Annotated in this window: 21 protein-coding genes; 12 read left to right on the forward strand and 9 right to left on the reverse strand. The window is 45.3% G+C overall.

Annotation, left to right across the window (positions count from 1 at the left end; genetic code table 11):
* Nucleotides 1-37: 37 nt before the first annotated feature.
* Nucleotides 38-367 carry a cytochrome c gene (locus L1D21_RS01235; RefSeq protein WP_239843411.1) on the reverse strand — a complete coding sequence of 110 codons (330 nt, stop codon included), beginning with the start codon at nucleotides 365-367 and terminating at the stop codon, nucleotides 38-40.
* Nucleotides 368-839: 472 nt separating this feature from the next.
* Here L1D21_RS01235 and traF point away from each other — a divergent pair, with 472 nt between their 5' ends.
* Entirely contained in the window at nucleotides 840-2039 is a 1200-nt protein-coding gene (gene traF, locus L1D21_RS01240; RefSeq protein ID WP_239843412.1) for a conjugal transfer protein TraF, read from the forward strand.
* Between the two features lie 33 nt (nucleotides 2040-2072).
* On the opposite strand, the gene L1D21_RS01245 is transcribed toward traF, so the two are convergent.
* Nucleotides 2073-2816 carry a sulfite exporter TauE/SafE family protein gene (locus tag L1D21_RS01245; RefSeq protein ID WP_239843413.1) on the reverse strand — a complete coding sequence of 248 codons (744 nt, stop codon included), beginning with the start codon at nucleotides 2814-2816 and terminating at the stop codon, nucleotides 2073-2075.
* 104 nt (nucleotides 2817-2920) lie between these two features.
* Nucleotides 2921-3235: a met regulon transcriptional regulator MetJ gene (gene metJ, locus L1D21_RS01250; RefSeq protein WP_220062133.1), complete on the reverse strand. Its 315-nt coding sequence runs from the start codon at nucleotides 3233-3235 to the stop codon at nucleotides 2921-2923.
* A 225-nt stretch (nucleotides 3236-3460) separates the two neighbouring features.
* On the opposite strand from metJ, the gene metB reads away from it, so the two are divergent.
* The 7 genes from metB to L1D21_RS01285 all read left to right on the forward strand — a co-directional run bounded on the left by metB (nucleotide 3461) and on the right by L1D21_RS01285 (nucleotide 10998).
* Entirely contained in the window at nucleotides 3461-4627 is a 1167-nt protein-coding gene (gene metB, locus L1D21_RS01255; RefSeq protein WP_239843414.1) for a cystathionine gamma-synthase, read from the forward strand.
* Nucleotides 4628-4646: 19 nt separating this feature from the next.
* Entirely contained in the window at nucleotides 4647-7040 is a 2394-nt protein-coding gene (locus tag L1D21_RS01260) for a bifunctional aspartate kinase/homoserine dehydrogenase II (RefSeq protein WP_239843415.1), read from the forward strand.
* A 251-nt stretch (nucleotides 7041-7291) separates the two neighbouring features.
* Nucleotides 7292-8182: a methylenetetrahydrofolate reductase gene (metF, locus tag L1D21_RS01265; protein ID WP_239843416.1), complete on the forward strand. Its 891-nt coding sequence runs from the start codon at nucleotides 7292-7294 to the stop codon at nucleotides 8180-8182.
* 462 nt (nucleotides 8183-8644) lie between these two features.
* On the forward strand, nucleotides 8645-9196 hold the full coding sequence (locus tag L1D21_RS01270; RefSeq protein ID WP_239844163.1) for a c-type cytochrome: 552 nt from the start codon (nucleotides 8645-8647) through the stop codon (nucleotides 9194-9196).
* Nucleotides 9197-9208: 12 nt separating this feature from the next.
* Nucleotides 9209-10294: a c-type cytochrome gene (locus L1D21_RS01275; protein WP_239843417.1), complete on the forward strand. Its 1086-nt coding sequence runs from the start codon at nucleotides 9209-9211 to the stop codon at nucleotides 10292-10294.
* Between the two features lie 73 nt (nucleotides 10295-10367).
* Nucleotides 10368-10586: a cysteine-rich CWC family protein gene (locus L1D21_RS01280; protein ID WP_239843418.1), complete on the forward strand. Its 219-nt coding sequence runs from the start codon at nucleotides 10368-10370 to the stop codon at nucleotides 10584-10586.
* Nucleotides 10587-10605: 19 nt separating this feature from the next.
* Nucleotides 10606-10998: a hypothetical protein gene (locus L1D21_RS01285; protein ID WP_239843419.1), complete on the forward strand. Its 393-nt coding sequence runs from the start codon at nucleotides 10606-10608 to the stop codon at nucleotides 10996-10998.
* 83 nt (nucleotides 10999-11081) lie between these two features.
* Here L1D21_RS01285 and L1D21_RS01290 read toward each other — a convergent pair whose 3' ends face one another.
* Both L1D21_RS01290 and L1D21_RS01295 read right to left on the reverse strand, forming a co-directional pair.
* Complete coding sequence (locus L1D21_RS01290) at nucleotides 11082-11903, reverse strand: tetratricopeptide repeat protein (RefSeq protein WP_239843420.1); 822 nt, start codon at nucleotides 11901-11903, stop codon at nucleotides 11082-11084.
* Nucleotides 11904-12100: 197 nt separating this feature from the next.
* Complete coding sequence (locus L1D21_RS01295; protein WP_239843421.1) at nucleotides 12101-13009, reverse strand: hydrogen peroxide-inducible genes activator; 909 nt, start codon at nucleotides 13007-13009, stop codon at nucleotides 12101-12103.
* A gap of 296 nt (nucleotides 13010-13305) precedes the next feature.
* Between L1D21_RS01295 and katG the strand changes: the two genes are divergently transcribed.
* Nucleotides 13306-15519, forward strand: a complete 2214-nt coding sequence (katG, locus tag L1D21_RS01300; RefSeq protein ID WP_239843422.1) for a catalase/peroxidase HPI — start codon at nucleotides 13306-13308, stop codon at nucleotides 15517-15519.
* Nucleotides 15520-15686: 167 nt separating this feature from the next.
* Here the strand turns inward: katG and L1D21_RS01305 are convergent, their stop codons facing one another.
* The 3 genes from L1D21_RS01305 to uvrA all read right to left on the reverse strand — a co-directional run bounded on the left by L1D21_RS01305 (nucleotide 15687) and on the right by uvrA (nucleotide 21717).
* Nucleotides 15687-17510, reverse strand: coding sequence for a DEAD/DEAH box helicase (locus tag L1D21_RS01305; protein ID WP_239843423.1), 1824 nt, complete (start codon nucleotides 17508-17510; stop codon nucleotides 15687-15689).
* Between the two features lie 244 nt (nucleotides 17511-17754).
* Nucleotides 17755-18747 carry a M28 family peptidase gene (locus L1D21_RS01310; protein WP_239843424.1) on the reverse strand — a complete coding sequence of 331 codons (993 nt, stop codon included), beginning with the start codon at nucleotides 18745-18747 and terminating at the stop codon, nucleotides 17755-17757.
* A 150-nt stretch (nucleotides 18748-18897) separates the two neighbouring features.
* A complete protein-coding gene (gene uvrA, locus L1D21_RS01315; RefSeq protein WP_239843425.1) occupies nucleotides 18898-21717 on the reverse strand; it encodes an excinuclease ABC subunit UvrA in 2820 nt (939 codons plus the stop codon).
* Between the two features lie 229 nt (nucleotides 21718-21946).
* Between uvrA and L1D21_RS01320 the strand changes: the two genes are divergently transcribed.
* Entirely contained in the window at nucleotides 21947-23314 is a 1368-nt protein-coding gene (locus L1D21_RS01320) for an MFS transporter (protein ID WP_239843426.1), read from the forward strand.
* Between the two features lie 79 nt (nucleotides 23315-23393).
* Nucleotides 23394-24041 (forward strand): single-stranded DNA-binding protein, encoded by a 648-nt coding sequence (locus tag L1D21_RS01325; RefSeq protein WP_239843427.1) that lies wholly within the window; start codon nucleotides 23394-23396, stop codon nucleotides 24039-24041.
* Between the two features lie 79 nt (nucleotides 24042-24120).
* Here L1D21_RS01325 and L1D21_RS01330 read toward each other — a convergent pair whose 3' ends face one another.
* Nucleotides 24121-24888, reverse strand: coding sequence for a CPBP family glutamic-type intramembrane protease (locus L1D21_RS01330; RefSeq protein ID WP_239843428.1), 768 nt, complete (start codon nucleotides 24886-24888; stop codon nucleotides 24121-24123).
* Nucleotides 24889-25140: 252 nt separating this feature from the next.
* Between L1D21_RS01330 and L1D21_RS01335 the strand changes: the two genes are divergently transcribed.
* Complete coding sequence (locus tag L1D21_RS01335) at nucleotides 25141-26148, forward strand: NAD(P)H-quinone oxidoreductase (protein WP_239843429.1); 1008 nt, start codon at nucleotides 25141-25143, stop codon at nucleotides 26146-26148.
* Nucleotides 26149-26313: the final 165 nt, after the last annotated feature.

The raw sequence follows: 26313 nt of genomic DNA on the forward strand, positions 1-26313 counted from the left end.
CCTATGGATCAAGATGCATTAAATGAGGGCGCTTTGGTTAACCACAGGTTTGAGGCTGATCTGAGTCGGCCGCATGGTCATAAAGGAACTGTTGAATATCTAAGCGATCTTTTTCCGATATTTTTTCAAATACTTGTGGATCTTTTTTATGCATATCTCGTTCGAAGAAGCGATCCCATTGGCTCATGGTTTTGCTCATGGGGGTGAGTTCTCCAGCGGTGTCACCTTCGCTGTGACAGACTTTGCATTGTTTTTTGTAGAGGTGTTTTCCTTTTTTAGGGTTTCCGCCATCGGCGGCGTAGACTTGCGCGCCGAGTGAGAGAGTGAGCATTAAGCAGGTTGTCAGTTTAAGCAGGTTATTCATCATCTTTTCCTTAGCCATTTCTGGAAATGGCCTATTTGATATGAAACAAGATGTTTGTTTCTTGTTGGAAAATTTATCAAAAGGATTTAGATGTTAATTTGAGGTTGATCACTTTCATTAAAAAAATCTAATTGATAAAAATATCATTAATAAAAATCTAATTGATATTATTTAAGTGTATGTTTATATTTATTTTTTAATTTCATTTTTATAGTGGGTAGAGGAGTGAGGTGCAAAAATCACGATGATTTAGTTCACAGATTATTAGTTTAGCAGGCACTAAATTAAGGCGGGGTAATGCAGATTGTTTATTATGGTGGGAGAGGTTGTGACGGATTGTTATCAAACTGTAATCAGATTTTGTTAGAATAATTTTGTGATTTTTTAAGTTTGAGAACTCCAAAGTTGCTCATAATGGACTATTTTTAAATCTCGCTGCACGATCATTAAAACAATAACGATTAGGGAATATAGAATGAAGCTCTTTACTGCATTATTCGCATTGCTATTGTGTGTTTTTTCTGTCACTTCATCGGCTGGTCAGCAATATTATGAAGCTCGTAGCGTCGCAATGGGCGGCTCGGCTGTAGCTGCCTCGAATCGGGAAGGTGCGGCTTTTATTAATCCGGCATTATTGGCCGTGCATGCACCGCAATATGACAGTTCAAGCGGACTGATGATGTTGCCGATGATTGCCGCAGAAGCGACAAACCTTAATAGTTTCAATGATAAATTCGATGATCTTCAAGACTCTTACGATAGACTAGATGACGCCATAAGTGCTAATGATTCGGCGGCAATTGATCGCTACCGCGCGAGCTTAATCGATGACTTGCAGGGATTGGATGGTGAAATGGGCATCGTTGGTGCTGGTTTGGGCATGTCTATCGTTATTCCCACTGAAAAGATGCCAATGGCGATATTTTATAAGACCTATATCGATGCTATAGGCATGACCGATATCGCTCAATCTGATATCGATACATTACAAAATCTTTCCACTAGTACCCGAACCATCCCGGATCTCGATTCTGAAGGGATTGTCGTCGCTGCTGGTGTGTCTGAGTTAGGTGTCGCACTGAGTTTTCCGCTGTCGATAGTGAATATGCCAATCGCGGTGGGGATATCACCTAAGTTTCAGCGTGTCGATACCTACAATTATGCGGTGAACGCCAATAATTTTGATTCTGGGGATTTTGATAATGAAAAATATCACGATGACGATACCAGTTTAAACCTCGATTTAGGTGTCGCCATGCAGCCGAGTGAAAACATTATTGTGGGTTTGTCTGGCCGCAATATGATTAGTAATAATGTTGATACCGTTAATAACTTTAATCGTGAATTTACCTATCACGTTGAACCACTTTATACCGCAGGGGTTGCCTATGAAGGCAACAGTTATACCTTGACCACTGATTTAGACCTCAACAGTAATAAGCGTTTCAGTAACGAGACTGATACTCAATATTGGCGTGTGGGTGGTGAACTTAGACCTATGGGGTGGATCGCTTTGCGTTTAGGCTATCGTCATGATTTAAAAGATGCTTCTGAAGATGTTTACTCATTCGGTACCGGTTTTTCTATCGGTAATACCTTCAATTTTGATCTGAGTGGCTTAGTGGGAAGTGAAGATACCTTAGGTGGCGTGATTCAAACTTCTTACCATTTTTAGCCGCTCATTCTGCTGCAATAATTCAAGACAGGTTTAGTTAGCCAGTGCGACAATCGACTTACTGGCTAACAAAATTGCACTCAAGCTACAGAGAAATAAGGTGAGTATTTTAATTTTCTGTTTATCGACTCGGCCGACCAAGCGGTTAGCGACCAGATAGCCCAATATCACCGAGGGTAGTAACAAGGCCGATAAAAAGAAATGATGAATGGTCACCAGTCCAGCGAAGCTTAAGATGATCAAGGCGATGGTTGAGCTAAAGATGAAAAAGGCTGATAGCGCGGCTCGAAACTGTTTTGCATCTTTACCTGCCAGTAAGATAGCCAATGGAGGTCCACCTATGGCTGCGATAGTGCCAAAGACGCCTGAGAGAAACCCAGCGGTAAACAGGCTGGTGCGGGTGATGGGCGCGGTAAATTTGAAGATGCTTAATATCACTGCAAGGGCAACGATGCTGGCGATAGCCAACCCTAAAATAGCTTGTGGTGCCAGTACCAGTAAGGCGGCACCGAGAATTCCGCCAGGTAATCGGCCTAGCAGAGCATATTGAAGACCGTTAAATTCAAGTCCACCGCGTTCTCTAAATAGGGTAAGTAGTGAAATTGAAAAACCCATGACGATGATGGGCACGGGAACCAGCTCAGGCTCGACAAGATAGAGTAACGGTGATGCGACCACGGCTAAGCCAAAACCGATAAGGCTTTGGGTCAAAGCTCCGAGGAATATGATAAAAGAGGCCAGTGCTATGATGCTAGGATCAAAAACCAGATCGGCCATCGTCACTTCCTTAATGGATTATTACTATTTAAAGTGGATTGTTGAAACAAAAAAGGGATCAGTGATGATCCCTTTTAACGTTAGCACATTGGTGAGTTTCTGGATTACTCCAGTTCTTCCCATTCGATGCCCATTTCGGTCATGAGTTTTTTTACTTCCGCTGGAATGCTGTCTGGCTTATCTTTAGATAAGTCATCATCGTGAGGTAGCGGTTGACCCGTGTAAGCATGTAAAAAGGCTTCGCAGAGTAATTCACTGTTAGTGGCGTGGCGTAAGTTATTCACCTGACGACGAGTGCGTTCGTCGGTTAATACCTTCAGCACTTTTAGAGGAATTGAAACGGTAATTTTTTTTACCTGTTCATTCTTCTTACCATGTTCAGCATAAGGGCTGATGTAATCGCCATTCCACTCAGTCATTGACTCACCTGTAAATTCTAAAAATTCGGGGCAGATTTTATACCCTTACAAATTACAGTCAAATTATTGCCTTTAATTTTTGACAAATGCAAATAGATTTCTAAATGTGTGGACGTCTACACGTCTAAATATGTTGACGCTCATGCTTGGCTTAGGTACATTTAGACGTCCAGACATCTCTTTTTGAATAAAGATTGACCGAGTTTCGATTTTAGGAGTAGTAAGATGACAGAGCGTAAATTAGCTACCGCAGCGGTTCGCAGGGGAATTGAGTCAGATACTCAACACGGTGCTGTGGTTCCGCCTATCTATCTATCCACCAATTACTCCTTCGACGGTCATAAAAATCCCCGTGATTTCGATTATAGTCGCTCAGGAAATCCGACTCGCTCGATTTTAGGTGATGCCATTGCCGAATTAGAACAAGGTGCGACAGGCGTGATCACTTGTACCGGAATGGCGGCGATCACTCTGGTAACCAGTCTATTAACGCCTGAAGATCTGCTGATTGTGCCCCACGATTGCTACGGTGGCAGCTATCGCTTATTTACCAATTTGGCCAAGAAAGGGGCATTTAAACTGATTGTGGTGGATCAAACCGACAGTCAGGCTTTAGCCGATGCCATTGCTCAGCAGCCGAAAATGGTGTGGCTAGAAACGCCATCGAATCCGTTATTGCGTGTTGTCGATATAGCCGCCATTGCCGAGGCCAGCCATAAGGTGGGTGCGCAAGTGGTGGTCGATAACACCTTCTTGTCGCCTATCTTGCAGCAACCCTTATTATTGGGTGCCGATATCGTGATTCATTCCACAACCAAATATATTAATGGTCACAGTGATGTGGTTGGTGGTGCAGTTGTGGCTAAAGACGCCGAAGTGGGTGAGCTGTTGCATTGGTGGTCGAACACATTAGGTTTAACTGGCTCAGCGTTCGATAGTTATTTAACCTTGCGTGGCTTGCGTACCTTAGCGCTGCGAATTCGAGAGCACCAGGCGAATGCGGAAAAAGTGTTGGCGCTGCTGACCCGTCATGAAGCGGTCGAAAAAGTGTATTACCCAGGCCTTAAGGATCATCCAGGTCATGAGATTGCCGCTAAGCAACAAAAAGGCTTCGGCGCCATGCTGAGTTTTGAGCTCAAAGGTAGTGAAGATCAATTAGTGGCATTTTTAGATAAATTAAGTTGTTTTTCTGTGGCAGAAAGTCTCGGTGGAGTGGAGAGCTTAGTGGCGGTTCCTGCTACTATGACTCACAGAGCCATGGAAAGAGAAGCTCGTCTCGAAGCGGGTGTAAAAGATACGCTGATCCGCTTGTCAGTGGGTATCGAAGATGGTGAAGATCTGGTGGCAGATATTCAAGCGGGACTCGATGCTGCTCATGCAGTCAGTTGTTAAAGGTATTAGGGAGCACAAAATGACACGTTGTCATTTGCATAAATTTGGTGGATCGAGTTTAGCGGATGCAGATTGTTACCGCCGAGTCGCTCATATATTACTGACTCATGGTCATAGCGACGATCTTATTGTGGTATCTGCTGCAGGTAAAAGTACCAACTTCTTATATAAACTACTGGAGCTGAGCGATAGCAAACAGCTATGGCAAGAAGAGCTGCAAGTGCTGATTAATTATCAGCAAAACCTGATTGAGCAACTGCTTTCAAATGAACAGGCGCGTAGTTTACGCGAGCGTTTATCTACCGATAAAGCTCAGCTTGGCAGCTTGCTTTCAATTAACGAGCTTAACGATTATCAACGTAATCAGGTGGTGAGTTTTGGTGAGCGTTGGTCATCAAGATTACTCGCTGCTCTGTTGCGGGAGTCCGGCGTTGCTGCTTCTGATGTCGATGCTCGCACCTTATTGGTGGCCGACGAAGGCGCCGTACCACAGATCCGTATTGAGCAATCTAAGCAGAAAGTGCACAGCTTACTTGAAGCGCACCCTAATGAGCGTTTGGTGATCACTGGCTTTATCTGTGCCAACGATAAAGGAGACACCTTACTGCTCGGTCGTAATGGTTCTGACTTTAGCGCCACGTTATTTGCCAGTTTAGCCAATATTGAACGGGTTACGATTTGGACCGATGTCGAAGGGGTATTTAATGCCGATCCGAATCGCATTAATGACGCTAAGCTGCTTAAAAGCATGTCGTTGACAGAGGCTAATCGTCTTGCGCACCTTGGCTCTCCAGTGTTGCATAACCGTACCTTGCAGCCGTTGTTTGATACTCAAGTGAGTCTAGCGGTGCGTTCGAGTTACGCTCCGCACACCGACTTTACTTTGATAGCACCTAAAAGCTCTCAGGCGAGCGCGCCTGTGGTCACTAGCTTGCCGAGTGTGTCACTGTTTAGTCTGAGTTTAACTGCCGATTTGCCGCAGCTGCTTAATTGTTTTGCTGAAGCGGGATTAACGCCCTTGGCATATTGGTCGCTGGCTAATGGCCGTGTCGAACTGGCTTTCACCCATGAAAACCAAAAGCAAGCATTGGCAATATTTAATGCCCATCAACAACTGCTCGGCATCGAAGAGATACAAGCACGAGATGACCTTGGTCTGGTGGCCTTAGTTAGCGCCGATGCCAATTTATATCGTCGTGGTTTTGCTCGATTACTGAGCCGTGATGCCCATCCATTATGTAATGATGGTTTGAGTTTAGTGACTTTAGTGCCTAAGTCTCAGGTGAATTTACTGACTCAAAAAGTTCATCGTCGCTGTGCCGGCCCGCGCAAACGTATTGGCGTATTGGTACTGGGGATTGGCAATATCGGCGAAGCTTGGATTGAACTATTTAAGCGTGCACGTCCTTCGCTTAATCGTGAGCTGGAAGTCAGTGTCGAATTGGTCGGTTTGTTGAGTTCTAAGAAAGCCCTGTTAAGTGAAACCGATATTGACATTAATAACTGGAAACAACAGTTCGAGCAGGGTGCGACTCTTTGGCAATATAATCATCTGTTTGAACAGTTACAGAATCTTGATTGTGATGAGATTATCGCTCTGGATATCAGTGCTAGTGCCGATTTGACCCTGCAATATCCTGAGTTTTTTGCTCGTGGTATACATATTGTCAGCGCCAATAAATTAGCCGGTTCTGGGCCATTGGCTTTCTATCAAGAACTCAAGCAGCAGTTGGGTAACCGCCGTCTATTTTGGCGTTACAACGCCAGTTGTGGTGCGGGTTTGCCAGTACAACATGTGCTAAACGACTTGCATAACAGTGGCGATGGTATCAAGGCCGTTGGTGGGATTTTTTCTGGGACTTTATGTTGGCTGTTTGAAAATTATGATGCCAAGAAACCGTTTTCAGAATTGGTGTTAGAAGCCAAAGGCTTGGGGATCACCGAACCTGATCCGCGTGATGATCTTTCTGGCCGCGATATGCAGCGTAAATTATTGATTCTGGCTCGTGAGATTGGCTATGACATCGAGCTCGATAATATTGAATTGCAATCCTTAGTGCCGGGTCATTTGGCTGATATTAAGTTAAGTGAATTTATGCAACGGATGCCTGAACTCGATGATGAGATGTTTAGGCAATATCAGGCTGCTGCCGAGCAAAATAAGGTACTGCGTTATGTGGCTTCGCTCGACTGTCTCGATGGCGAGTTGAAGGCGCAGGTAGGTATTGAGTGGGTGGATAGCGTACATCCTTACGCTAACTTAACGCCTGGGGATAACGTGTTTGTGATCACCAGTGATTTTTATCAGACCAACCCTTTGATCATTCGTGGTCCTGGCGCGGGTCGTGAAGTGACCGCAGCAGCAGTGCAATCGGATCTGGTACAGATCTGTCGCGATCTGTTACAAGAATAAAACGCTTTAACTGAAAGCCCCGCCTTTGGTTACCCCAGAGGTGGGGCTTTTTTGTATTTATGGCTGCGCTGTTTAGCGACAATTACCAAAGATCATGGCGCGATCAACCCTTAGGTCTATCTTATAAACAGAGAATTTATATTTGAGTCAATTTTTAGGCTTGACTTCATCCAGAGCTTCTCTATTATATGGACATATAGACGTCCAAACGTCCATTTAATAATTTTATCGAACGTCTGAGGAAAATAGAGATGGCTTTTCACCACGCGCAACATGCAAACTCGTTGAACCAAAGCTTGTCTGAGCTCAATGGTGATATCAACGTGTCATTTGAATTTTTCCCGCCTTCATCTCCAGAGATGGAAACCATCTTATGGAATTCGATCAGACGCCTTGCACCACTCAACCCTAAGTTTGTTTCGGTCACCTATGGGGCAAACTCGGGTGTACGTGACCGTACTCATAGCGTTATCGAGCGCATTCAAAAAGAAACCGACTTGGTTGCAGCACCTCACTTGACCTTAGTCGATGCAAGCGATGAAGAGTTGGTTAACTTGGCTAAGCATTATTGGAATTCTGGCATTCGCGATATCGTTGCGCTACGTGGAGATTTACCTGAAGGCAGTCCAAAGCCCACTCGTTTTGCCAATGACTTAGTACGCTTGTTGCGTTCGGTAGCCGACTTCGATATTTCGGTGGCGGCATATCCTGAAGGACACCCAGATGCTACCAATGCTCAGGCAGATTTAATCAATTTGAAGAAGAAGATCGATGCCGGTGCTAACCGCGCGATCACGCAATTTTTCTTTGATGTAGAGTCTTACCTGCGTTTTCGTGACCGTTGTGTGGCGGCAGGTATCGATGTTGAAATCGTACCAGGAATCTTGCCTGTGACTAATTTCAAGCAGTTAAAACGTTTCGCCGGTATGACCAATGTGTCGATTCCGACGTGGTTACATAAGCAGTTTGAAGGCTTAGATGACGACCCTTCGACCCGTCAATTGGTGGGGGCTAACGTAGCTATTGATATGGTGAAAGTATTGTCTCGTGAAGGGGTGAAGGATTTCCATTTCTACACCTTAAACCGTGCCGAGTTAACCTATGCGATTTGCCATACATTAGGCGTCAGACCTGGAAAATAAGTCAGCCGCATTATTAGCATAATTTAACGCCTCAGCTTGCTGCTGGGGCGTTGTTGTTTGTAGCGGCTGATCTTAATCAAAATAAGCTGGTTTTCTCGCTCATTCAATTATCTTATTACCATATCCCTTCTATGATTATCTGAGCGATTTAATTTGTTAAATGTAGCTAGGCTCCGAGGGTTTTAGCTTATTCATTCCTAAGCCTATTTGGTTTTTAACGGTGATAGGTTGGCAGAGTAAAAGTCCATTGTATGTTCAGAAAATATCGCCTACGACTATTGCATTAAAAAAATCTAATGTAGAATAATTGCATGGTTAATTTTTTGCCTTGTTTCGGCACAGCGTCAAGTGGCTGAACCTGCGAACGTATAACAACAAAAAAGCTCAAGAGACCTAAATAAGGAGGTTTACATGAGAGCATTTATAATCAGTTCGGTTTTACTCTTTTTCTCGCTGCCACTGATGGCCGAGCCTGTGGCGATGCCGCCATCGGCGCAGCTGTGTGGTAGTTGTCATGGCCCAACCGGTCAGGGGGTTGAACCTTTAGGGCCTCGACTCGCTGGATTATCGGCAGAATATATCAGTCAGCAAATTAAGTTGTTTCAAACCGGTAAGCGCCAAAATGCCACAATGGCACCCATGTCGATGACGTTACAGGGCGATGCGATAGAACAAGTTGCTCAGTATTTTTCATCTCAAGAGGTGGCTTTAGTGACGCCACATCTACGTGGCGAGTCGGCAGTGTATGCCAATCCAACAATCAAGCTCGTATATCAAGGTGATTGGGACAGATTGATTCCCGCTTGTGTGACTTGTCATGGTCCCTCTGGGCTGGGTGGCGGTCAGTTTCCACGTTTAGCAGGGCAGCAAGCCAGTTACATTAAAACTCAGTTGCTCGCTTGGCAGGCGGAAACTCGAAGCGGTGATGCCGATAATATGATGGGCAATATTGCTAAAAAACTCACGGTTAAAGAGATTGATGAATTAGCCAAATATTTTGCTGAAATTAAATAAGGGGAGCCAACAATGAATCAATTTAACTCACTGCTGAGCTTAACCCTTGGGTTAGCGGGACTTAGCCTAGTGACGGTGTCGAACCCGAGTGCCGCTGAGACTAATCAAACTGCGTTGCCCGATAAGCAAGCCGAATTAAAACTCGCCCCCGTAGCGAGTACTGATTACCTGCAGCCCGACGAATTGGTAGATATTCCTCAAGGCGCGTTTGGAGATAAAGTGAGATTGGGTTATCGCTTATTTGTCGATACCCAGCAGCTTAGAGGTAAATACGTTGGCAATGAACTGAACTGTTCAAATTGCCACATGGATGCCGGGCGTAAAGCCAATGCTTCGCCTTTGTGGGCCGCCTATTTAGCTTATCCTGCTTATCGCAAGAAAAACGATAAAGTGAATAGTTACCAAGAGCGGATCCAAGGCTGCTTTACTTATTCGATGAATGGCAAGGCTCCGCAAGCGGGCAGTGAAGAGTTAGTTGCTTTATCTGCTTATTCTTATTGGTTGGCCATGAGCGGTTTAATGGACAAGTACAAAGTGGCCGGCAAGGTTCCTGAATTATCCGATGCCGAATTGCTCAAAGGCGGAAAGCGAGACGATTTTGTCTTACCGGAAGTGATTGCCAGTGCGATGACGGTGGACGAGCGGGCTAAATTGCCGGGTCGAGGTTTTCCTGCGATCCCTAAGCCAGAACTTGCATACTCGCCAGAGCGGGGGGCCGAAGTGTATCAGGCGCATTGTCAGTCTTGTCATGGCGATCAAGGGCAAGGGTTAGAGATTGCTGGGGTTTATAGTCTGCCACCTTTGTGGGGAGTCAATAGTTTCAACTGGGGTGCGGGTATGCATAGAGTGAATACGGCGGCTAATTTTATCTATGAAAATATGCCGTTAGGTAAGAGTATTCAGCTAACTAACCAGCAGGCGTGGGATGTAGCAGCCTTTGTGGTGTCTCATGAGCGGCCACAAGATCCTAGATATAAAGGTGATATCCAGGCCCTACAACAGAAATACCATAAGCATCAGGGCTACTATGGTGAGAGCCTTAGTGGCAGTGCAGTATTAGGTAGCAAAGCTTTCCCGATTAACCCAGTGAAACAGTAGCTTATTAAAGTATTTGTTGTTTCATAAACTGAGTGTTAGCGTAAAAAACTGACACTCATTTTTTATATTAACTATGCCAGAGCAAGATAAGTATTGTCCTTTGTGTAGCGGTCTTAATGGCTGTGCTGTCGCCGATGGGGCAACGGCAGAAGATTGTTGGTGTCATTTTCAGGTTTTTGCGCCGAAAACGGTGGTAGATTCCAAAAACATTCCGTCAACAGTTTGCATCTGTCAGAAATGTGCCAAAGCGTTATCTGAAGAGGCTAGTAAGGGGATCCGTCGTATCGATTGATAAAAGGATAAGTGAATTTATGGATGATGATAAATGGAGTAATTTGGCGATTGTTTTTCTCGGTATTGCCTTTTTGTCGGGATGTTCGACGATGCGTATCAATGCCAGTGTTAATCCATCTCCCGAGGAGGCATTGAAGACCTATAAGGTTGAAGAATACTCTTTAACCGAGATAACCCGCTATAAGGCGGAGCCATTAGGCAAAGTAACTTCTTCTTATTGCCGTAGGCGAACTCATCAGCCTGAACCGAGTGAGTCTATGCTCATGGGTAACTTGAAATACAAAGCGCAGCGCCTCGGGGCTAATGGCATAGTCATGATGGAATGTGTCGATCATCAGCTTAATGACTCGTGCGAAGCATTTTTACGCTGCGATGCGCTTGCTTACAAGGTTGACTTTGATCGTCTGTAGTCGAGAAGAATATAAGTCGAGTAGAATATAAAAAGAGGCGAAACAGCCTCTTTTGGATTTTTTATGTCTGCAATATTCGATAATTAACGTTCATCGATCCTAAATGACAGGGTTTCAAGTCCCCAATCCGATAGCATCACATCACGGATTCGTAAGCTATCAGCTTCAGAGCTACAACCCCACATCTCAGCACAGGTGCGGCCCGCAATATTTGAGCCTGTGCCCGTTTCGGTATCGGGGCGACTGTTATTTAGGCGGGCAATTTCATCATTGAAATAGCGATTATAGTCAGGCGCGGTAACAGTAATGGTTTCCATCTCTCCCACAGGAGCCGGGCTTCCGCTTGGCACCGATTTATCGGCATCGATTAAGGCGTAGAGTGCGGGCAAAGCTAAGGTTTCACCTTGAGGTGAGCTTTTGAGTTTTTTTGAGAAATATTGTGCTTGTTTGTTGTCTAGTTCATAAGCCTTCGCCAGCCAATGATCTGCTTCTGCTAAGTCTTGTTTGCCCAAGTCATTACTCAGGTAGACTTTACCTAACACGAATGCGCTGGGTGAAAAGTCGACTTTAGTGCTGCGTTTTAGCAGTGTGATGCCTTTATCGATATCTTGCTCGTCAGTATCTTGTAAATACATGACACCGGCTTTGTATTGTGCTGTGGTATTGCCGAATTTTGCCGCGCGCCTAAACCATTTTAGTGCCTGTTCTGGGTCTTTTTCTGTGCCATATCCAGCGTAGTAAAGCTCTCCAAGGGTAGCCATAGCATCGGAGTGGCCGCGCTTAGTTAAGATTTTATAGGCCTTGAAATACTCTTTGCACTCAGAGGTGTCACATTCAGGCAGACTGGAAGCGTAGCTAAAGCTAGTGATAGACAGTAGTGTCAGTGCGAGGATCATCCTTGTCATTTTTTATCCCTATATAATTGAATAAATAGATTTACCTTGTTTTGCCACAACTGGAGATACAAAACGAAGTTGTTCGGCAGGCAGTTTTAGCTGTGCCTGTTTTATCGTGAGTAGTTATTATTAACAATAACTTATACGCAAGACCATAATACTAAAGTGCTGTTACTGAGTTTGCTGATTGATAAAGCTTTGCTAGCTTAATCCTGAGCGCATTTTTGGGTGAGCTGATTATTGAATAGGCGTTTTAGCAGGGTGATTTCATTGGTTCTAACATAATTGGGTCTGATCACTAATGAAATGGTGCGGTGCGGACCAGGTTCGTTCAAGTGAATAGCGCGTAGCTCAGACTCGTTATAGATAAGCTGATCTAAGGCCATCTGTGGGACTAATGTGCTGCCCAGTTTGCCTGCGACCATCTGGATCAAAGTATGTAAACTTGCCGAGTCAAACTCTGACTCTTGATTCTGTTTTTGTAGACTACAGGCTGCAAGGGCATGCTCTTTCAGGCAGTGACCATCTTTGAGCAGCATAAGTTTTTTGATTTCTAACTCTTCACTGGTGATCTCTTGCATCTGGCTTGAGCATTCGTCTTTATGGCTAACCCAGTAAAAATCTTCCTGCCAAAAATCGAAACTCATTAATCCGTCGATGGGAAAAGGCAAGGCTAATACCGCGGCATCGATTTCACCATCTCTAAGCATATCCACTAGGTTCTGTGATTGATCTTCGATGATCTTAAGCTTGAATTCGGGGTACTGCTTTCTTAATTCGGGTAGGACTTTTGGCAGTAAATAGGGGCCAATTGTAGGGATCACTCCTAGGGTCATTTGACTGCTAAACGGTTGTTTGTTGGTGCGTGACAGTTGTAATAACTCATCCATTTCCAGCTTCACTTTCTTGGCTTTAGCCAAGATAATTTGACCTTCGTGGGTAACCAATACTTGTTTGTTATTACGCTCAAAGATCATCAGTCCTAACTGCTTTTCAAGCTCGTTTATGGCCGTACTTAAAGTTGACTGTGACACGTTGCAGGCATCGGCGGCTTTTTTAAAGTGCAGGGTCTTTTCCAGTGCCAACGCATAACAGAGCTGTTTTATTGAGATCATTAGGTTACCAAATGTATATCACGGCAGTGATAAGTTAAAAAATCAATCTAATTCAATAGATTAGTACATTAACATAAATGCAGTTTTATTTTTATCACCCCGGCCTTTCTGTAACGAGTGAATATTCGCTTTTTTCATTTTAATTCATTGTTTTAAATGATATTTGTTTGTCATTTTGATAACGATTGAATTTATTGAACATTATCTTCAATCTAATCAATTAGTCAAAAATAATTCTCATTTCTATTCTAAATAGGAAGTTTATTTATGAGCACATTCTAAAGTGAGGAATTATTATGATTAAAAGGATGCTCCCCGTTGCTGCAGCACTTTCAGTTGCATTGTCGACGGCCACCTTATCAACACCTGTAGCAGCAGAGGCTAAAACCAATCAATTTTGGTGGCCTGATCAACTGAATTTAAGCCCATTACGTCAACATGGTGCAGAGTCAAATCCTTATGGGGAAGATTTTGATTATGCAAAAGAATTCTCGACGATCGATCTTGCTCAACTGAAAAAAGACATTCAAACCACATTGACCGACTCTAAAGCCTGGTGGCCTGCAGATTGGGGGCATTATGGCCCATTAATGATCCGTATGGCATGGCACAGTGCCGGTGTTTATCGTGTCAACGATGGTCGTGGTGGTGCTTCTGGTGGTCAACAACGTTTCGACCCACTCAACAGCTGGCCAGATAATGCCAACCTAGATAAAGCTCGTCGTCTACTTTGGCCAGTCAAGCAAAAGTATGGTCGTAAGATATCTTGGGCTGACTTGATGGTGCTGTCGGGTAACGTTGCACTTGAATCTATGGGCTTTAAGACCTTTGGTTTTGCTGGCGGCCGTACCGATGATTGGGAACCAGATTTAGTTTACTGGGGGCCAGAAACTGCGATGCTGAAAGATGAGCGTCGTGATAAAAAAGGTAAGTTAAAAGGGCCGTTAGCCGCGGTTGAAATGGGCTTAATCTACGTTAACCCAGAAGGTCCTCATGGTAAGCCTGATCCACTATTAGCCGCTGAAGATATCAGAATGGCTTTCGGTCGTATGGCGATGAACGACGAAGAGATCGTTGCGCTTATCGCGGGTGGTCACACCTTAGGTAAGGCCCACGGTGCTAAAAAGCCTAAAGATTGTATCGGTAAAGAGCCTGCCGCTGCGGCGATTGAAGATCAAGGTTTAGGTTGGAAGAACAAGTGTGGTTCAGGTGTGGGTGCCGATACCACTACTAGTGGCCTAGAAGGTGCTTGGACTGTAACCCCAACACAATGGTCATCAAATTACTTAGATAACTTGATGAACTTTAACTGGGTACAAACTAAGAGTCCTGCTGGTGCGACACAATGGGTCCCAGATAATGCTGCGGCAGCGACTTTAGTGCCTGATGCGCATATTCCTAATAAGCGCCACGCACCTATCATGTTCACCACTGACTTGGCACTGAAAGAAGATCCTAGCTTCCGTAAGATTGTGGAACGTTTCAGAAAAGATCCAACTGAGTTCGATAAGGCCTTTGCTAAGGCGTGGTTCAAGCTGACTCACCGTGATATGGGCCCACGTGCTCGTTACGTAGGTAGTGAAGTGCCAAGCGAAGTCTTGTTATGGCAAGATCCATTACCAAAGGCTGAAGGTAAGACTATCTCTGCTAGCGATGTTGCTAGCCTGAAGAAGCAGTTGTTAGATTCTGGCCTAAGTAACGCGGATCTTATTCGTACCGCATGGGCGGCGGCATCTAGCCACCGTGTAACCGATATGCGTGGCGGTGCTAATGGTGCTCGTATCAATCTTGAGCCTCAAAATCAATGGGAAGTAAACAACCCTAAAACGTTGAGCAAAGTACTGGCTAAGCTTGAATCGGTACAATCTAAGTTCAACAAGAAGTCATCTAGCAAAGTATCTTTGGCTGACGTGATTGTTCTTGGTGGTGCAGCAGCGATTGAAGATGCGGCTAAGCAAGCGGGTCATAAGGTGACTGTGCCATTTAGCCCTGGTCGTGTAGATGCAACGCAAGCACAAACCGACGTGAAATCATTCAACTACCTTAAGCCTGATGCTGATGGTTTCCGTAACTACTACTCTACCGAGAGCTACATGTCACCAACAGAGATGTTGGTTGATAAGGCAAACTTACTGGGTTTGAATGTACCTGAAATGACAGTATTGGTTGGTGGTTTACGTAGTCTTAATGCGAACTATGATGGCTCATCTTACGGTGTATTTACCGATAAGCCTGGCCAACTAAGCAATGACTTCTTCGTTAACTTACTCGACATGTCTACAGTGTGGACCAAAGATGGTAAGCAAGAAGGTATCTATCTTGGTCATGACCGTGCATCAGGTAAGTTGAAGTGGCAAGCGACGCCAGTTGACCTTATCTTCGGTTCTAGCTCAGAGTTAAGAGCAATTGCTGAAGTGTATGCATCGGACGATGCTGATAACAAGTTTGTTGATGATTTCGTATCGGCTTGGGTGAAAGTGATGCAGCTAGATCGCTTCGACCTGAAATAAACTAACTATGTGTTGACTTGTTAAGCCTAGTTAACCGAAATAAAAACGGCTATCGCCTTAGGTGATAGCCGTTTTTTTAATGGTTTTTACCAATCAGTATAAAGATGTGAAATTTAACCCAATAAAAAGGAGCCATTAGGCTCCTTTTTTGCATTTACGATCCGCAATTAAGCGTTATCTTTACCACCTTTGCGGTGTGGTTTACGATCACCAGCAGGCTTACGACGACGTGGTGGACGACCAGTGTCAGCACTCGCACCACCTTTAGCCATTTCAGTACCCGCTTCACGGATATTTAGAGGCTTGCCACAAACACGTACTTTCTTAAGGTGTTGCAGTACATCTTTCGGCATACCGTCTGGTAAATCGATAGCAGTGATTTGGTCGAATAACTGGATTTGACCAATGTAACGGCTGTCGATGTTGGCTTCGTTTGCTACGGCACCAACGATGTTACCCACACCGACACCATGGTCACGACCCACATCAAGCACGTAACGACACATCTTCACATCTGGATGATCTTTAAGAGTATCGGCTTGACCTAGGTTAGTCGGTGTTGGACGTGAATCACGACGACCACGTTCACGAGAACCTCGCTCACCACGCTCACCACGCTCACCACGATCACGAGAGTTACGCTCATCACGGCTATCGCGTTGACGCTCTTGAATAGAAGGTAACTGTAGTGGACGCTCTTTCTGAACGATATTCAACAGTGCAGCGGCTAGGATATCGGTATCGACTTCCAGTTGTTGACATAGTTGAGCGACAGCGCCTTCCATGAAATCTAAAGAATCATTTTGGATACTGTTCGCCACTTGCTCACCTAAACGAGAAAGACGACGCTCAGTTACTGTTTCTGGGCTAGGCACGTTCATTGGCGAGATACGGCTCTTCGTGGCACGTTCGATGGTGCGTAGCATACGCATCTCTCTGTGTGTCACGAATAGAATAGCCATACCAGTACGACCAGCGCGACCTGTACGGCCGATACGGTGAACGTAAGCTTCAGTATCGTAAGGAATATCGTAGTTAATTACATGACCAATACGCTCAACGTCAAGACCACGAGCCGCAACGTCGGTGGCAATGAGGATATCTAATTTGCCACGCTTAAGTTGGTCAACGGCACGCTCACGGGCTTGCTGATTCATATCACCATGCAGGGGCGATGAAGCATAACCACGGGCTTCGAGTTTCTCGGCCAGTTCGACACAGCTGTTACGGGTACGAACGAAGATGATAATACCTTCGGTATTTTCAACTTCTAATACGCGCACTAAGGCTTCAAGTTTGTTGTGTTGTGACACTTGAACGAAGCGCTGTTCGATTGACTCAACCGTAGTATGGCTTGCAGCGATACTAATGTGTGTTGGGGCTTCTAAATATTTGTTGGCAACACGCTTAATTTGCTCAGGCATGGTGGCTGAGAAGAGTGCCAATTGGCGACTTTTTGGCGTGTGCTCAAGGATCCATTCGATATCATCGATGAAGCCCATTTTTAACATTTCATCGGCTTCATCTAATACCATGGCCTTCAAGCTATCAAGCTTAAGGGTACCGCGACGCATATGATCCATCACACGACCTGGTGTACCAACGATGATTTGTGGACCACGACGTAGGGCATTAAGCTGCTGATGCATGCTTTGGCCACCGTAGATAGGTAATACGTGTAGGCCTTTCATAAATTTAGAGTAGCTAGCAAACGCTTCGGCAACTTGCACAGCAAGTTCACGGGTCGGTGCTAATACTAAAATTTGTGGAATATTGGCAGTTGGATCAATGGCATTAAGTAGCGGTAGCGCGAATGCGCCGGTTTTGCCGGTACCTGTTTGTGCTTGACCTAAAATGTCTTTACCGGCCATTAATGGCTCGATACTGGCAGACTGGATTGGCGTTGGTTTTTCGTAACCTAGCTCGTCAAGAGCACGCAACAAAGGCTCGGCAAGGCCGAGTTCACGGAAAGTTTTTTCACTGGATGACATGGGTTGTAGCCTTGTGGTGTAACAAAGTGCATGGAATGCACCTAAGATTTTATAGACAGAAAATCAACCCCGTGTCGACTTCCCGTACCAAAACGAATCAGTAAGCCGATTATTATAGCAGTATCTCAAGTTGTTGGCTATATCATGGTAGATCTTTAGCAGTTAATCAGAGTGTTATAGTTTAATATCTATATTTAACAATYAGTTATAAAAATAGAAAATAAAAAATTGTCGTTTGATCAAGCTACTTTTTTAAAAGATAACTATCAATAACTAGCAGTTGGTAGGCTGTTTCTGTTACAGCGGCTAAAAAATTCATATCTATCTTAGATACGACATCGGTAGATTGATGGTAATCCTCATGTGGTGGTACACCGAAGTAGAGCCAAGGAACCCCGGCTTTATGGAAAGGGTAGTGATCTGAAGCGCGTAGCCAATCGACGCGTTGAATAGATTTACCGGCTTCAGGAGGTTGATTGGCTTGAATACATAAACCGACCTTGTTTTGCAGTAAGCTCTTGAGTTGTTCAAATTGGCTAAAGTTACGGCGGCCTTCCAGATATATTTTTTGGTTTCTACCTGGACGTCCCACCATATCTAGATTCACCACTAGTTCGATTTGTGATTGGCGCGGCACACTGTCAAATTGAGTCAGTTGCTCTATAAATGCACTACTACCAAATAATCCTGGTTCTTCGGCGTCGGTGGCGATAAACAACAGGTTCGTCGGCATGACTTGGGTTGAAGCTTGAGTCGATAAGGCGAGCATTGCTGCAATGCCTGACGCGTTATCATCGGCGCCAGGGTAGAGTTTTGAACCTTTCTGTCCTAAATGATCATAATGTGCGATGACGATACGCCATTTATTGGTAGGGGTGTCAGCCATTTGCATGCCAACGAGGTTAATGCCTCGACGTTTACCGAACTGATAGTCGTACTCAAACTCCTGCTCGAAGCCATTTTTCCAAGGCTCCATGCCGGTTTGTAACATGCGCACCATAAGGTATTCACGTGCCAGTGCCGCCCCTTGGGTGTTAGTTTTGCGTCCTTGAAATTGCGCTGAACTGAGCGTCTTAATATCTTTGGCGAGTTGACGTTGGTTGCTCCAACTCAATTGATAAGGTGAATGGCAATCGACAGGGTTACTCGAACAACCTGAAATTAGCGCGGCAAGTAATAGGCTTACCAGTATGAAAAACTTAGATTGGACCGAGTGACGAAAATCGATAAATTCCATTTAAAACGAGTCGTTAGATAAGTTGAATTTTTAAACTAGCGTTTATAGCAGCAGAAATAAAGCGAAAAATAACAACCAGCATGATAGTGATGATCATGCTGGTGTTAGACTCTATTTAGATTTTGCTCGGCTTAAGTTTACAGCACCGGCTTATAGTAAAGGTTTTAAGAAGCGTGCGGTGTGAGAGCTTGCGTGTTCGGCCACTTGTTCTGGGGTACCGCTGACCAGAATAGTACCACCACCTGAGCCACCCTCTGGGCCAAGGTCGATAATCCAATCGGCCGTTTTTATCACGTCCAGATTATGCTCAATCACCACTATGGTATTGCCATGAGCCTTGAGGCGATGCAAGACATCCAGTAGCAACTGAATATCGGCAAAATGTAACCCTGTAGTAGGTTCATCCAAGATATATAAGGTTTTGCCAGTATCGCGTTTGGATAACTCTTTGGCCAGTTTAACCCGCTGAGCTTCACCGCCGGAAAGCGTCGTCGCACTTTGACCTAAGCCAATATAAGACAAGCCCACTTCCATTAAGGTTTGCAGTTTACGCGCAATGGCAGGTACCGCATCGAAAAATTCTCGCGCCTCTTCGACTGTCATCTCCAGCACTTCGTGAATATTCTTGCCTTTGTAGCGTACTTCGAGAGTTTCGCGGTTATAACGCTTACTTTTACAGCTATCACAAGGCACATACACATCGGGTAGGAAGTGCATTTCAACCTTGATTAAACCATCGCCTTGGCAAGCCTCACAGCGACCGCCTTTAACGTTAAAGGAGAAACGCCCCGGCTTGTAACCGCGACTTCTCGATTCTTGGGTGGCGGCAAACAGTTCACGGATTGGGGTGAAAATGCCGGTATAGGTTGCCGGATTTGAACGCGGCGTTCGACCGATAGGACTCTGATCGATATCGACTACCTTGTCACAATGATCCATACCCTTGACCGAAGCATAAGGTGCAGGTTCATCGACCGTGGCGCCATTGAGTTCACGATGGGCTATCTTGTAGAAAGTATCATTGATCAGCGTCGATTTACCCGAGCCTGAAACCCCTGTTACGCAGGTAAATAGACCCGCAGGAATGGTTAAGTCGACATTTTTAAGGTTATTGCCCGTTGCGCCAAACAGTTCGATGACCTTGTTAGGGTCATATTCGGCGCGGCTTTCACTGATTTGGATCTGCTTGGTGCCTGAAATATATTGGCCAGTGACCGACTCTTTACACTTGATGATGTCATCGAGGCTACCATCACAAATCACTTCGCCGCCATGAACACCAGCGCCAGGGCCGATGTCGATAATATGGTCTGCCATGCGAATGGCATCTTCATCGTGTTCGACCACGATAACCGTATTGCCCAAGTCCCTTAGGTGGATCAGAGTCTTGAGCAGACGTTCGTTATCGCGCTGATGCAAACCGATAGAGGGCTCATCCAAAACATACATTACGCCGACTAATCCTGCGCCGATCTGACTTGCCAGACGGATACGTTGGGCTTCGCCGCCAGATAAGGTATCAGCAGAGCGGGATAGGCTTAAATAATTTAGGCCGACATTGACCAAGAAACCTAAGCGATCACGTACCTCTTTTAAAATTTTCTCGGCGATTTGTGCACGCTGACCGCTTAAGGATAGCTGCTCAAAATATTCCATCGCTTCGCCAATCGACCAATGGGTCAATGTGGGTAAGTTAAGGTCGGCAATAAAGACGTTTCGTGCTTCTTCTCGTAAACGCGAACCGCCACAGCTTTTACAGGCCTGAGTATTAATGTATTTAGCCAGCTCTTCACGTACCGAGTTTGATTCGGTCTCGCGATAACGGCGATCCATGTTATTTAAGATCCCTTCGAAGGGGTGGTTACGCACCACCACATCGCCGCGATCATTGATGTACTTAAAGGCAATGCTTTCTTTGCCTGAGCCATGCAACACGATTTGTTGGATCTTGTCACTGAGTTGCTGATAAGGCTGCTCGACATCAAATTTATAATGTTCGGCTAATGAACTGAGCATCTGGAAGTAGTAGAAATTGCGTCTATCCCAACCTCGAATAGCTCCGCCTGCCAGAGATAGCTCGGTATTTGTGATCACTCTGTCGGCATCGAAAAACTGCTGTACGCCCAAGCCATCACAAGTCGGACAGGCTCCGGCCGGATTGTTAAACGAGAAGATGCGAGGTTCGAGTTCGGTCATCGAGTAGCCACAATGGGGACAAGCGAAGTTAGCCGAAAACAGCAGTTCTTCTTTGTTGTCATCCATAGAGGCAACCGTAGCAACACCGCCCGAAAGCTCGAGGGCCGTTTCGAACGATTCGGCTAAACGCTGCTGAATGTCGTCACGCACCTTGAAACGATCGACGACCACTTCGATGGTGTGTTTCACATGCAGTTCGAGGGTTGGTGGATCGGACAGGTCACAGACTTCACCGTCGATACGGGCACGAATAAAGCCCTGCGCCGACAAACTATCAAGCAGCTTAACGTGCTCACCTTTACGGTTGTTGATCACTGGAGCCAACAACATGAGTCGGCTACCTTCAGGTTGCTCTAAGACTTTATCGACCATCTGGCTGATAGTTTGTGCCGCCAGCGGTTGATTATGGGTTGGACATCTGGGTTCACCCACTCGGGCGAATAGGAGTCTTAAGTAATCGTAAATTTCGGTAATAGTACCCACGGTCGAGCGTGGGTTGTGAGAGGTGGACTTTTGCTCAATAGAGATAGCCGGACTCAAGCCTTCGATATGATCGACATCGGGTTTTTCCATCAGGCTTAAAAATTGGCGAGCATAGGCGGAGAGTGACTCCACATAACGTCGTTGACCTTCGGCATATAAGGTATCGAACGCTAATGATGATTTGCCGGATCCGGATAAGCCCGTAACAACAATCAGCTTATCTCTGGGAATTGTCAGGTTGATGTTTTTTAGATTGTGGGTACGGGCACCACGAACTTCAATCTTGTCCATCTGTCTCTCTGATTGGCCGATAAAAAAGAGACTGATTATCGCATAAAATTGAACTAGGTCATAGAAAAGCGACGCCTAAAATCTTGACTATCCTGTTTGGATCCCTGTGCGAAATTTAATATCGAAATTAGTCACAGATGGATTATGTTTCATTTTTTTCCTTTTGAGCTAAATCGATCCTTCGTGATAACATGCGCTTCTTATTTATGAATTCAGATCAGGGCGAATAATGGCCAAAAATGGACTGTCTAAGACTGAGCAAAGAGTCGCGTTCTCGTTAGCCAGTGTATTTGGTTTGCGCATGATGGGCTTGTTTATGATCATGCCTGTGTTTGCGCTTTATGGGCAACACTTAGAGGGATTCTCGCCATTATGGGTGGGGGTTGCCATTGGTGCTTACGGCTTAACTCAAGCGGTTTTGCAGATCCCAATGGGGATTTTATCTGACAAATATGGCCGTAAGCCTATCATTCTTATTGGCTTAGTTTTATTTGCTATAGGTAGTGTTGTCGCGGCGATGTCAGATACCATCTATGGAGTGGTTGCTGGTCGTGCGATGCAAGGCATGGGCGCGATTGCCGCCGCCGTTCTTGCACTTGCGGCCGATTTAACTCGAGATGAACAGCGTACCAAAGTGATGGCGATAATCGGTATGTGTATCGGTTCATCCTTTGCGCTCTCTCTGCTATTTGGTCCGATTGTGGCTCAGCATCTCGGTTTATCCGGCCTGTTTGGCATGACCGCAGGTTTAGCACTTTTAGGCATGGTTATCGTGCAGTTATTAGTACCTAACCCGATTGCACAAGCGCCTAAGGGCGATACCGTTGCCGCGCCAGCCAAACTTAAAGCTATGCTCACCGACCCTCAACTATTCAGGCTCGATGCGGGGATTTTTATCCTGCACTTAGTACTGACTGCGGTGTTCGTTGCTCTACCGTTAGATCTTGTCGATGCCGGACTGGTGAAAGAAAAGCACTGGATGCTGTATTTCCCGGCATTTGTGGGCGCATTCTTCCTTATGGTGCCGCTGATCATCATTGGCGTGAAAAAGAAAAATACCAAAGCGACCTTCCAAGTCGCGCTGCTTATTATGATGGCCGCGTTAGGTGCGATGGCGCTATTTGCTAACAGTTTAGTGGTGCTCAGTATCGCAGTGGTACTGTTCTTTACTGGCTTTAATTACCTCGAAGCTTCATTACCCAGCTTAATTGCTAAATTCTGTCCGGTTGGCGATAAAGGCTCTGCCATGGGCGTGTATTCCACCAGTCAGTTTTTAGGTGCGTTTTGTGGTGGTCTTTTAGGCGGTGGAGCTTATCAATTAGTCGGTGCGGCAGGTGTCTTTGCCGTGGGTCTTGGCTTGATGGCCATCTGGCTATTACTGACACTGGGAATGAAAAATCCAGTGCTATTAAAAAGCTACACCTTAGAGGCTGATGTGCAAGGTAAAGAGCAAGCTCGAGCCATGGCCACTAAGCTGTCAGAGTTGACAGGTGTCGCAGAAGCCATCGTTGTTGTTGAAGAGAAAGTGGCTTATTTAAAAGTTGATGAGCATTTCGATTTGAGACAAGCGCGAGCTGTGTTAGGCTCTGTCAACTAACTGTTTAAGACTTGAGTTTTGCTCGCTAGTTAAGCAGTATTTATAACTTAAGTTTGTAAGAATATCTCAGGAGATCTCAATGGCCAGTCGTGGTGTCAATAAAGTAATTTTGGTCGGTAACTTAGGGAAAGACCCTGAAGTACGCTACATGCCTAATGGCAATGCCGTAGCCAACTTTACAGTGGCAACCAGTGAGTCTTGGAAAGACCAACAAGGTCAAGTGCAAGAGCGTACTGAGTGGCACAATATTGTGATGTATCGTCGTTTAGCCGAAGTGGCCGGCGAATACCTTAAAAAAGGGTCAAAAGTTTACTTAGAAGGTAAATTGCAGACCAGTAAGTGGCAAGATCAGCAAACTGGCCAAGATCGTTATAAGACCGAAATTAACGCCAGTGAAATGCAGATGCTAGACAGCCGTGGTCAAGGTGGTCAGCAACAAGGTGGTATGGGTCAAAGCGCCGGTGGTTATGCACCACAGCAAAACCAATATGCGCCGCAGCAAGCACCCGCTCAGCGTCAAGCTCCTGCAGCGCCGCAGCAGCAAGGTAGTTATGCGCCAGCACCACAGCAAGCTGCTCCAGCTTACGCGCCTAAGCCTCAAGCGCAACAATCAGCGCCTCAGCAACAGGCTCCACAGCAGCGCCCAGCGCCACAGCCTCAAGCTCAGCCACAGCAAAACTATACTCCAGATTTGGATGATGGTTGGGATGATGATATCCCGTTCTAAAACCGGCTGCTTTTAAAGCGTGTATTAATAAAAACCCAGCATTTATGCTGGGTTTTTTGTTATTGGTTTAGCGGTAATGTTAGCCGGCGGCTTTTGCTGCTATAAGTGCAATGAAGAAGATGGTCCAGTCATTAATAATATGGGCACCGGAACAGACGAGAAGATTTTTGGTTTTGAGATAAGCTAGCGTCAGTATGAGCCGGGCCGTACCTATAAGTATCAAACATTGAGCCAGGTTCCAATCATAGGTGTGCAGATGTAGCGCACCGAAGTAGAGCGAGCTGAGTAGCCAAGAACACAAGAGCGCCTGAGTACGAGACCATTTTAGTCGCTCGACAAACAGGTACATCATGGCTAAAAATGGAAAGATGGTGATCAGCTCTTCACCTACCAGTTGAGGAAGGGTGGATATAAGCAGTAGCACCAACTCGCTGGTTTGTTTTTCTGCCAGCATCTTAATGATTGGATTTTTCGCAGTTTCAAAAAATTGGCTGACCAAGTAACCCAAAGCTACAGTCAGAGTTAAAGTTAACAGCCCGAAGAAAATCATCCATAAAATATCTTTGAACTTAATCGGCTTAAAAATGGCTTGCCAATGGCCTTTACTAACCCAGTTCAATGTCACCAAGGGCAAAACCACAAAGGTAATCGATTTCAAAAAGCCTAAATAACCGTTTATGCTTGGGATTAATAAAATAGCAAAGGCCAATAAGGTGCTGGCGATTGCGATAAGCCAGCTTTTACCATTGAGTAAAATAGGATCGCCCTGATAATAGGGGAAGTCGCTACTGCCGCGTTCAATCCAGAGCATTTTAGCTTGAGCAGTTAATTGATTTTTTGTATTCATCTTCACCCTATAAAGTATCTGCTTAATATTTATACTTTAGCACTACTATTTTCATTACAACTATCGGTGTTGATCGCAAAAATGAATTTGGCCTTATATTGAAAATCCATAGGATATAGCAATAAAGCAGTCTCATGGTGATTACCATCATTAACACTGATAAATCTCAGCAAAAACAGACATGCCTGCTAGATAGCATGTTATAAACCATTTCAATGTAGTCACTGCCCCTCTATCGAGTTGAGGAAAAATATGAATATCCGATGTCAACAGATCCATTTCGACCATGCTGGTGGGCCTGATGTGCTTTACTTGGCGGAGGGGGAAATCCCTGCACCGGCACCTCAGCAAGTGATGATTAAAGTCAGTTATGCCGGAGTGAATGGCCCCGATTTAGCTCAACGAAAAGGCCTCTACCCACCCCCACCAGGAGCCAGTGCAATTCTAGGTTTGGAAGTATCGGGGACCATTGTTGCTGTGGGTGAATCTGTGGCCCAGTGGCAGGTGGGCGATACGGTTTGTGCTCTAGTGCCCGGAGGTGGTTACAGTGAATACGTCATGACCTGGGCTGAACATTGCCTGCCTATCCCCACAGGGCTATCTCTTGCACAAGCTGCGGCATTACCAGAGACTTTTTTTACTCTGTGGGGGCATCTGTTTATGCGTGGAGGATTAAGCGCGGGCGATACCTTGTTACTGCATGGTGGCTCTGGTGGTATTGGTTCGGCGGCAATCGTGCTGGCTAAGCAGTTTGGTGTCACTGTGATTGTCACCAGTGGCAGTCAACAAAAATGCGCTTACTGTTTAGCGCTTGGCGCAGATTATGCGTTTGATTATCACACTGATTGGTTACAGCAAGTCTTAGCCGTTGCCCCTGAAGGGGTCGATATTGTGCTGGATATGGCTTCCGGAGATATGATTAATCTCAACCTTAAAGCCTTGGCAGAAGAGGGCAGATTAGTGACTATCGCCTTGCTGCGTGGGGCGACCGCGAATGTTGATGTGTTTAGGTTGATGGCCAAACGCATTACTTGGACTGGAGCGACCTTGAGACCGCAATCTGTAGAGACCAAGGCATTGATTGCCAAGGGCCTCAAACAGCAGGTGTGGCCGCTTTTTGCTACTACAGCAGGTCAGTCGATTACGCCTACGTTATTTGCCGAGTTTTTGCTTGCTGATGCGGCGCAGGCACATCGCTTAATGGAGTCTGGACAGCACAGAGGGAAATTGGTATTAAAGGTTGCAGAAGATGCGCTCTAAGCGGTTTATTTCGCAATCGTAATTAAATTTAAATAGAGGTCATTTACCCTGTAGAAAAAACTTGAATAACTGATTCGATCGGCTAAATTCGTTACTAGTATCTACAGAGCGCACAAATTGATAGCAATTGAATAAAATAGATCGATTTGGCTATTGATTTCTGTC

Origin of the sequence: Shewanella sp. Isolate11 (assembly GCF_022398315.1) — a bacterium.
Taxonomy (GTDB): domain Bacteria; phylum Pseudomonadota; class Gammaproteobacteria; order Enterobacterales; family Shewanellaceae; genus Shewanella.

Coding starts and splice junctions, on each gene's coding strand:
- L1D21_RS01235 (WP_239843411.1), bottom strand. CDS start 367: ATGATGAATAACCTGCTTAAACTGACAACCTGCTTAATGCTCACTCTC.
- traF (WP_239843412.1), top strand. CDS start 840: ATGAAGCTCTTTACTGCATTATTCGCATTGCTATTGTGTGTTTTTTCT.
- L1D21_RS01245 (WP_239843413.1), bottom strand. CDS start 2,816: ATGGCCGATCTGGTTTTTGATCCTAGCATCATAGCACTGGCCTCTTTT.
- metJ (WP_220062133.1), bottom strand. CDS start 3,235: ATGACTGAGTGGAATGGCGATTACATCAGCCCTTATGCTGAACATGGT.
- metB (WP_239843414.1), top strand. CDS start 3,461: ATGACAGAGCGTAAATTAGCTACCGCAGCGGTTCGCAGGGGAATTGAG.
- L1D21_RS01260 (WP_239843415.1), top strand. CDS start 4,647: ATGACACGTTGTCATTTGCATAAATTTGGTGGATCGAGTTTAGCGGAT.
- metF (WP_239843416.1), top strand. CDS start 7,292: ATGGCTTTTCACCACGCGCAACATGCAAACTCGTTGAACCAAAGCTTG.
- L1D21_RS01270 (WP_239844163.1), top strand. CDS start 8,645: ATGGCCGAGCCTGTGGCGATGCCGCCATCGGCGCAGCTGTGTGGTAGT.
- L1D21_RS01275 (WP_239843417.1), top strand. CDS start 9,209: ATGAATCAATTTAACTCACTGCTGAGCTTAACCCTTGGGTTAGCGGGA.
- L1D21_RS01280 (WP_239843418.1), top strand. CDS start 10,368: ATGCCAGAGCAAGATAAGTATTGTCCTTTGTGTAGCGGTCTTAATGGC.
- L1D21_RS01285 (WP_239843419.1), top strand. CDS start 10,606: ATGGATGATGATAAATGGAGTAATTTGGCGATTGTTTTTCTCGGTATT.
- L1D21_RS01290 (WP_239843420.1), bottom strand. CDS start 11,903: ATGACAAGGATGATCCTCGCACTGACACTACTGTCTATCACTAGCTTT.
- L1D21_RS01295 (WP_239843421.1), bottom strand. CDS start 13,009: ATGATCTCAATAAAACAGCTCTGTTATGCGTTGGCACTGGAAAAGACC.
- katG (WP_239843422.1), top strand. CDS start 13,306: ATGATTAAAAGGATGCTCCCCGTTGCTGCAGCACTTTCAGTTGCATTG.
- L1D21_RS01305 (WP_239843423.1), bottom strand. CDS start 17,510: ATGTCATCCAGTGAAAAAACTTTCCGTGAACTCGGCCTTGCCGAGCCT.
- L1D21_RS01310 (WP_239843424.1), bottom strand. CDS start 18,747: ATGGAATTTATCGATTTTCGTCACTCGGTCCAATCTAAGTTTTTCATA.
- uvrA (WP_239843425.1), bottom strand. CDS start 21,717: ATGGACAAGATTGAAGTTCGTGGTGCCCGTACCCACAATCTAAAAAAC.
- L1D21_RS01320 (WP_239843426.1), top strand. CDS start 21,947: ATGGCCAAAAATGGACTGTCTAAGACTGAGCAAAGAGTCGCGTTCTCG.
- L1D21_RS01325 (WP_239843427.1), top strand. CDS start 23,394: ATGGCCAGTCGTGGTGTCAATAAAGTAATTTTGGTCGGTAACTTAGGG.
- L1D21_RS01330 (WP_239843428.1), bottom strand. CDS start 24,888: ATGAATACAAAAAATCAATTAACTGCTCAAGCTAAAATGCTCTGGATT.
- L1D21_RS01335 (WP_239843429.1), top strand. CDS start 25,141: ATGAATATCCGATGTCAACAGATCCATTTCGACCATGCTGGTGGGCCT.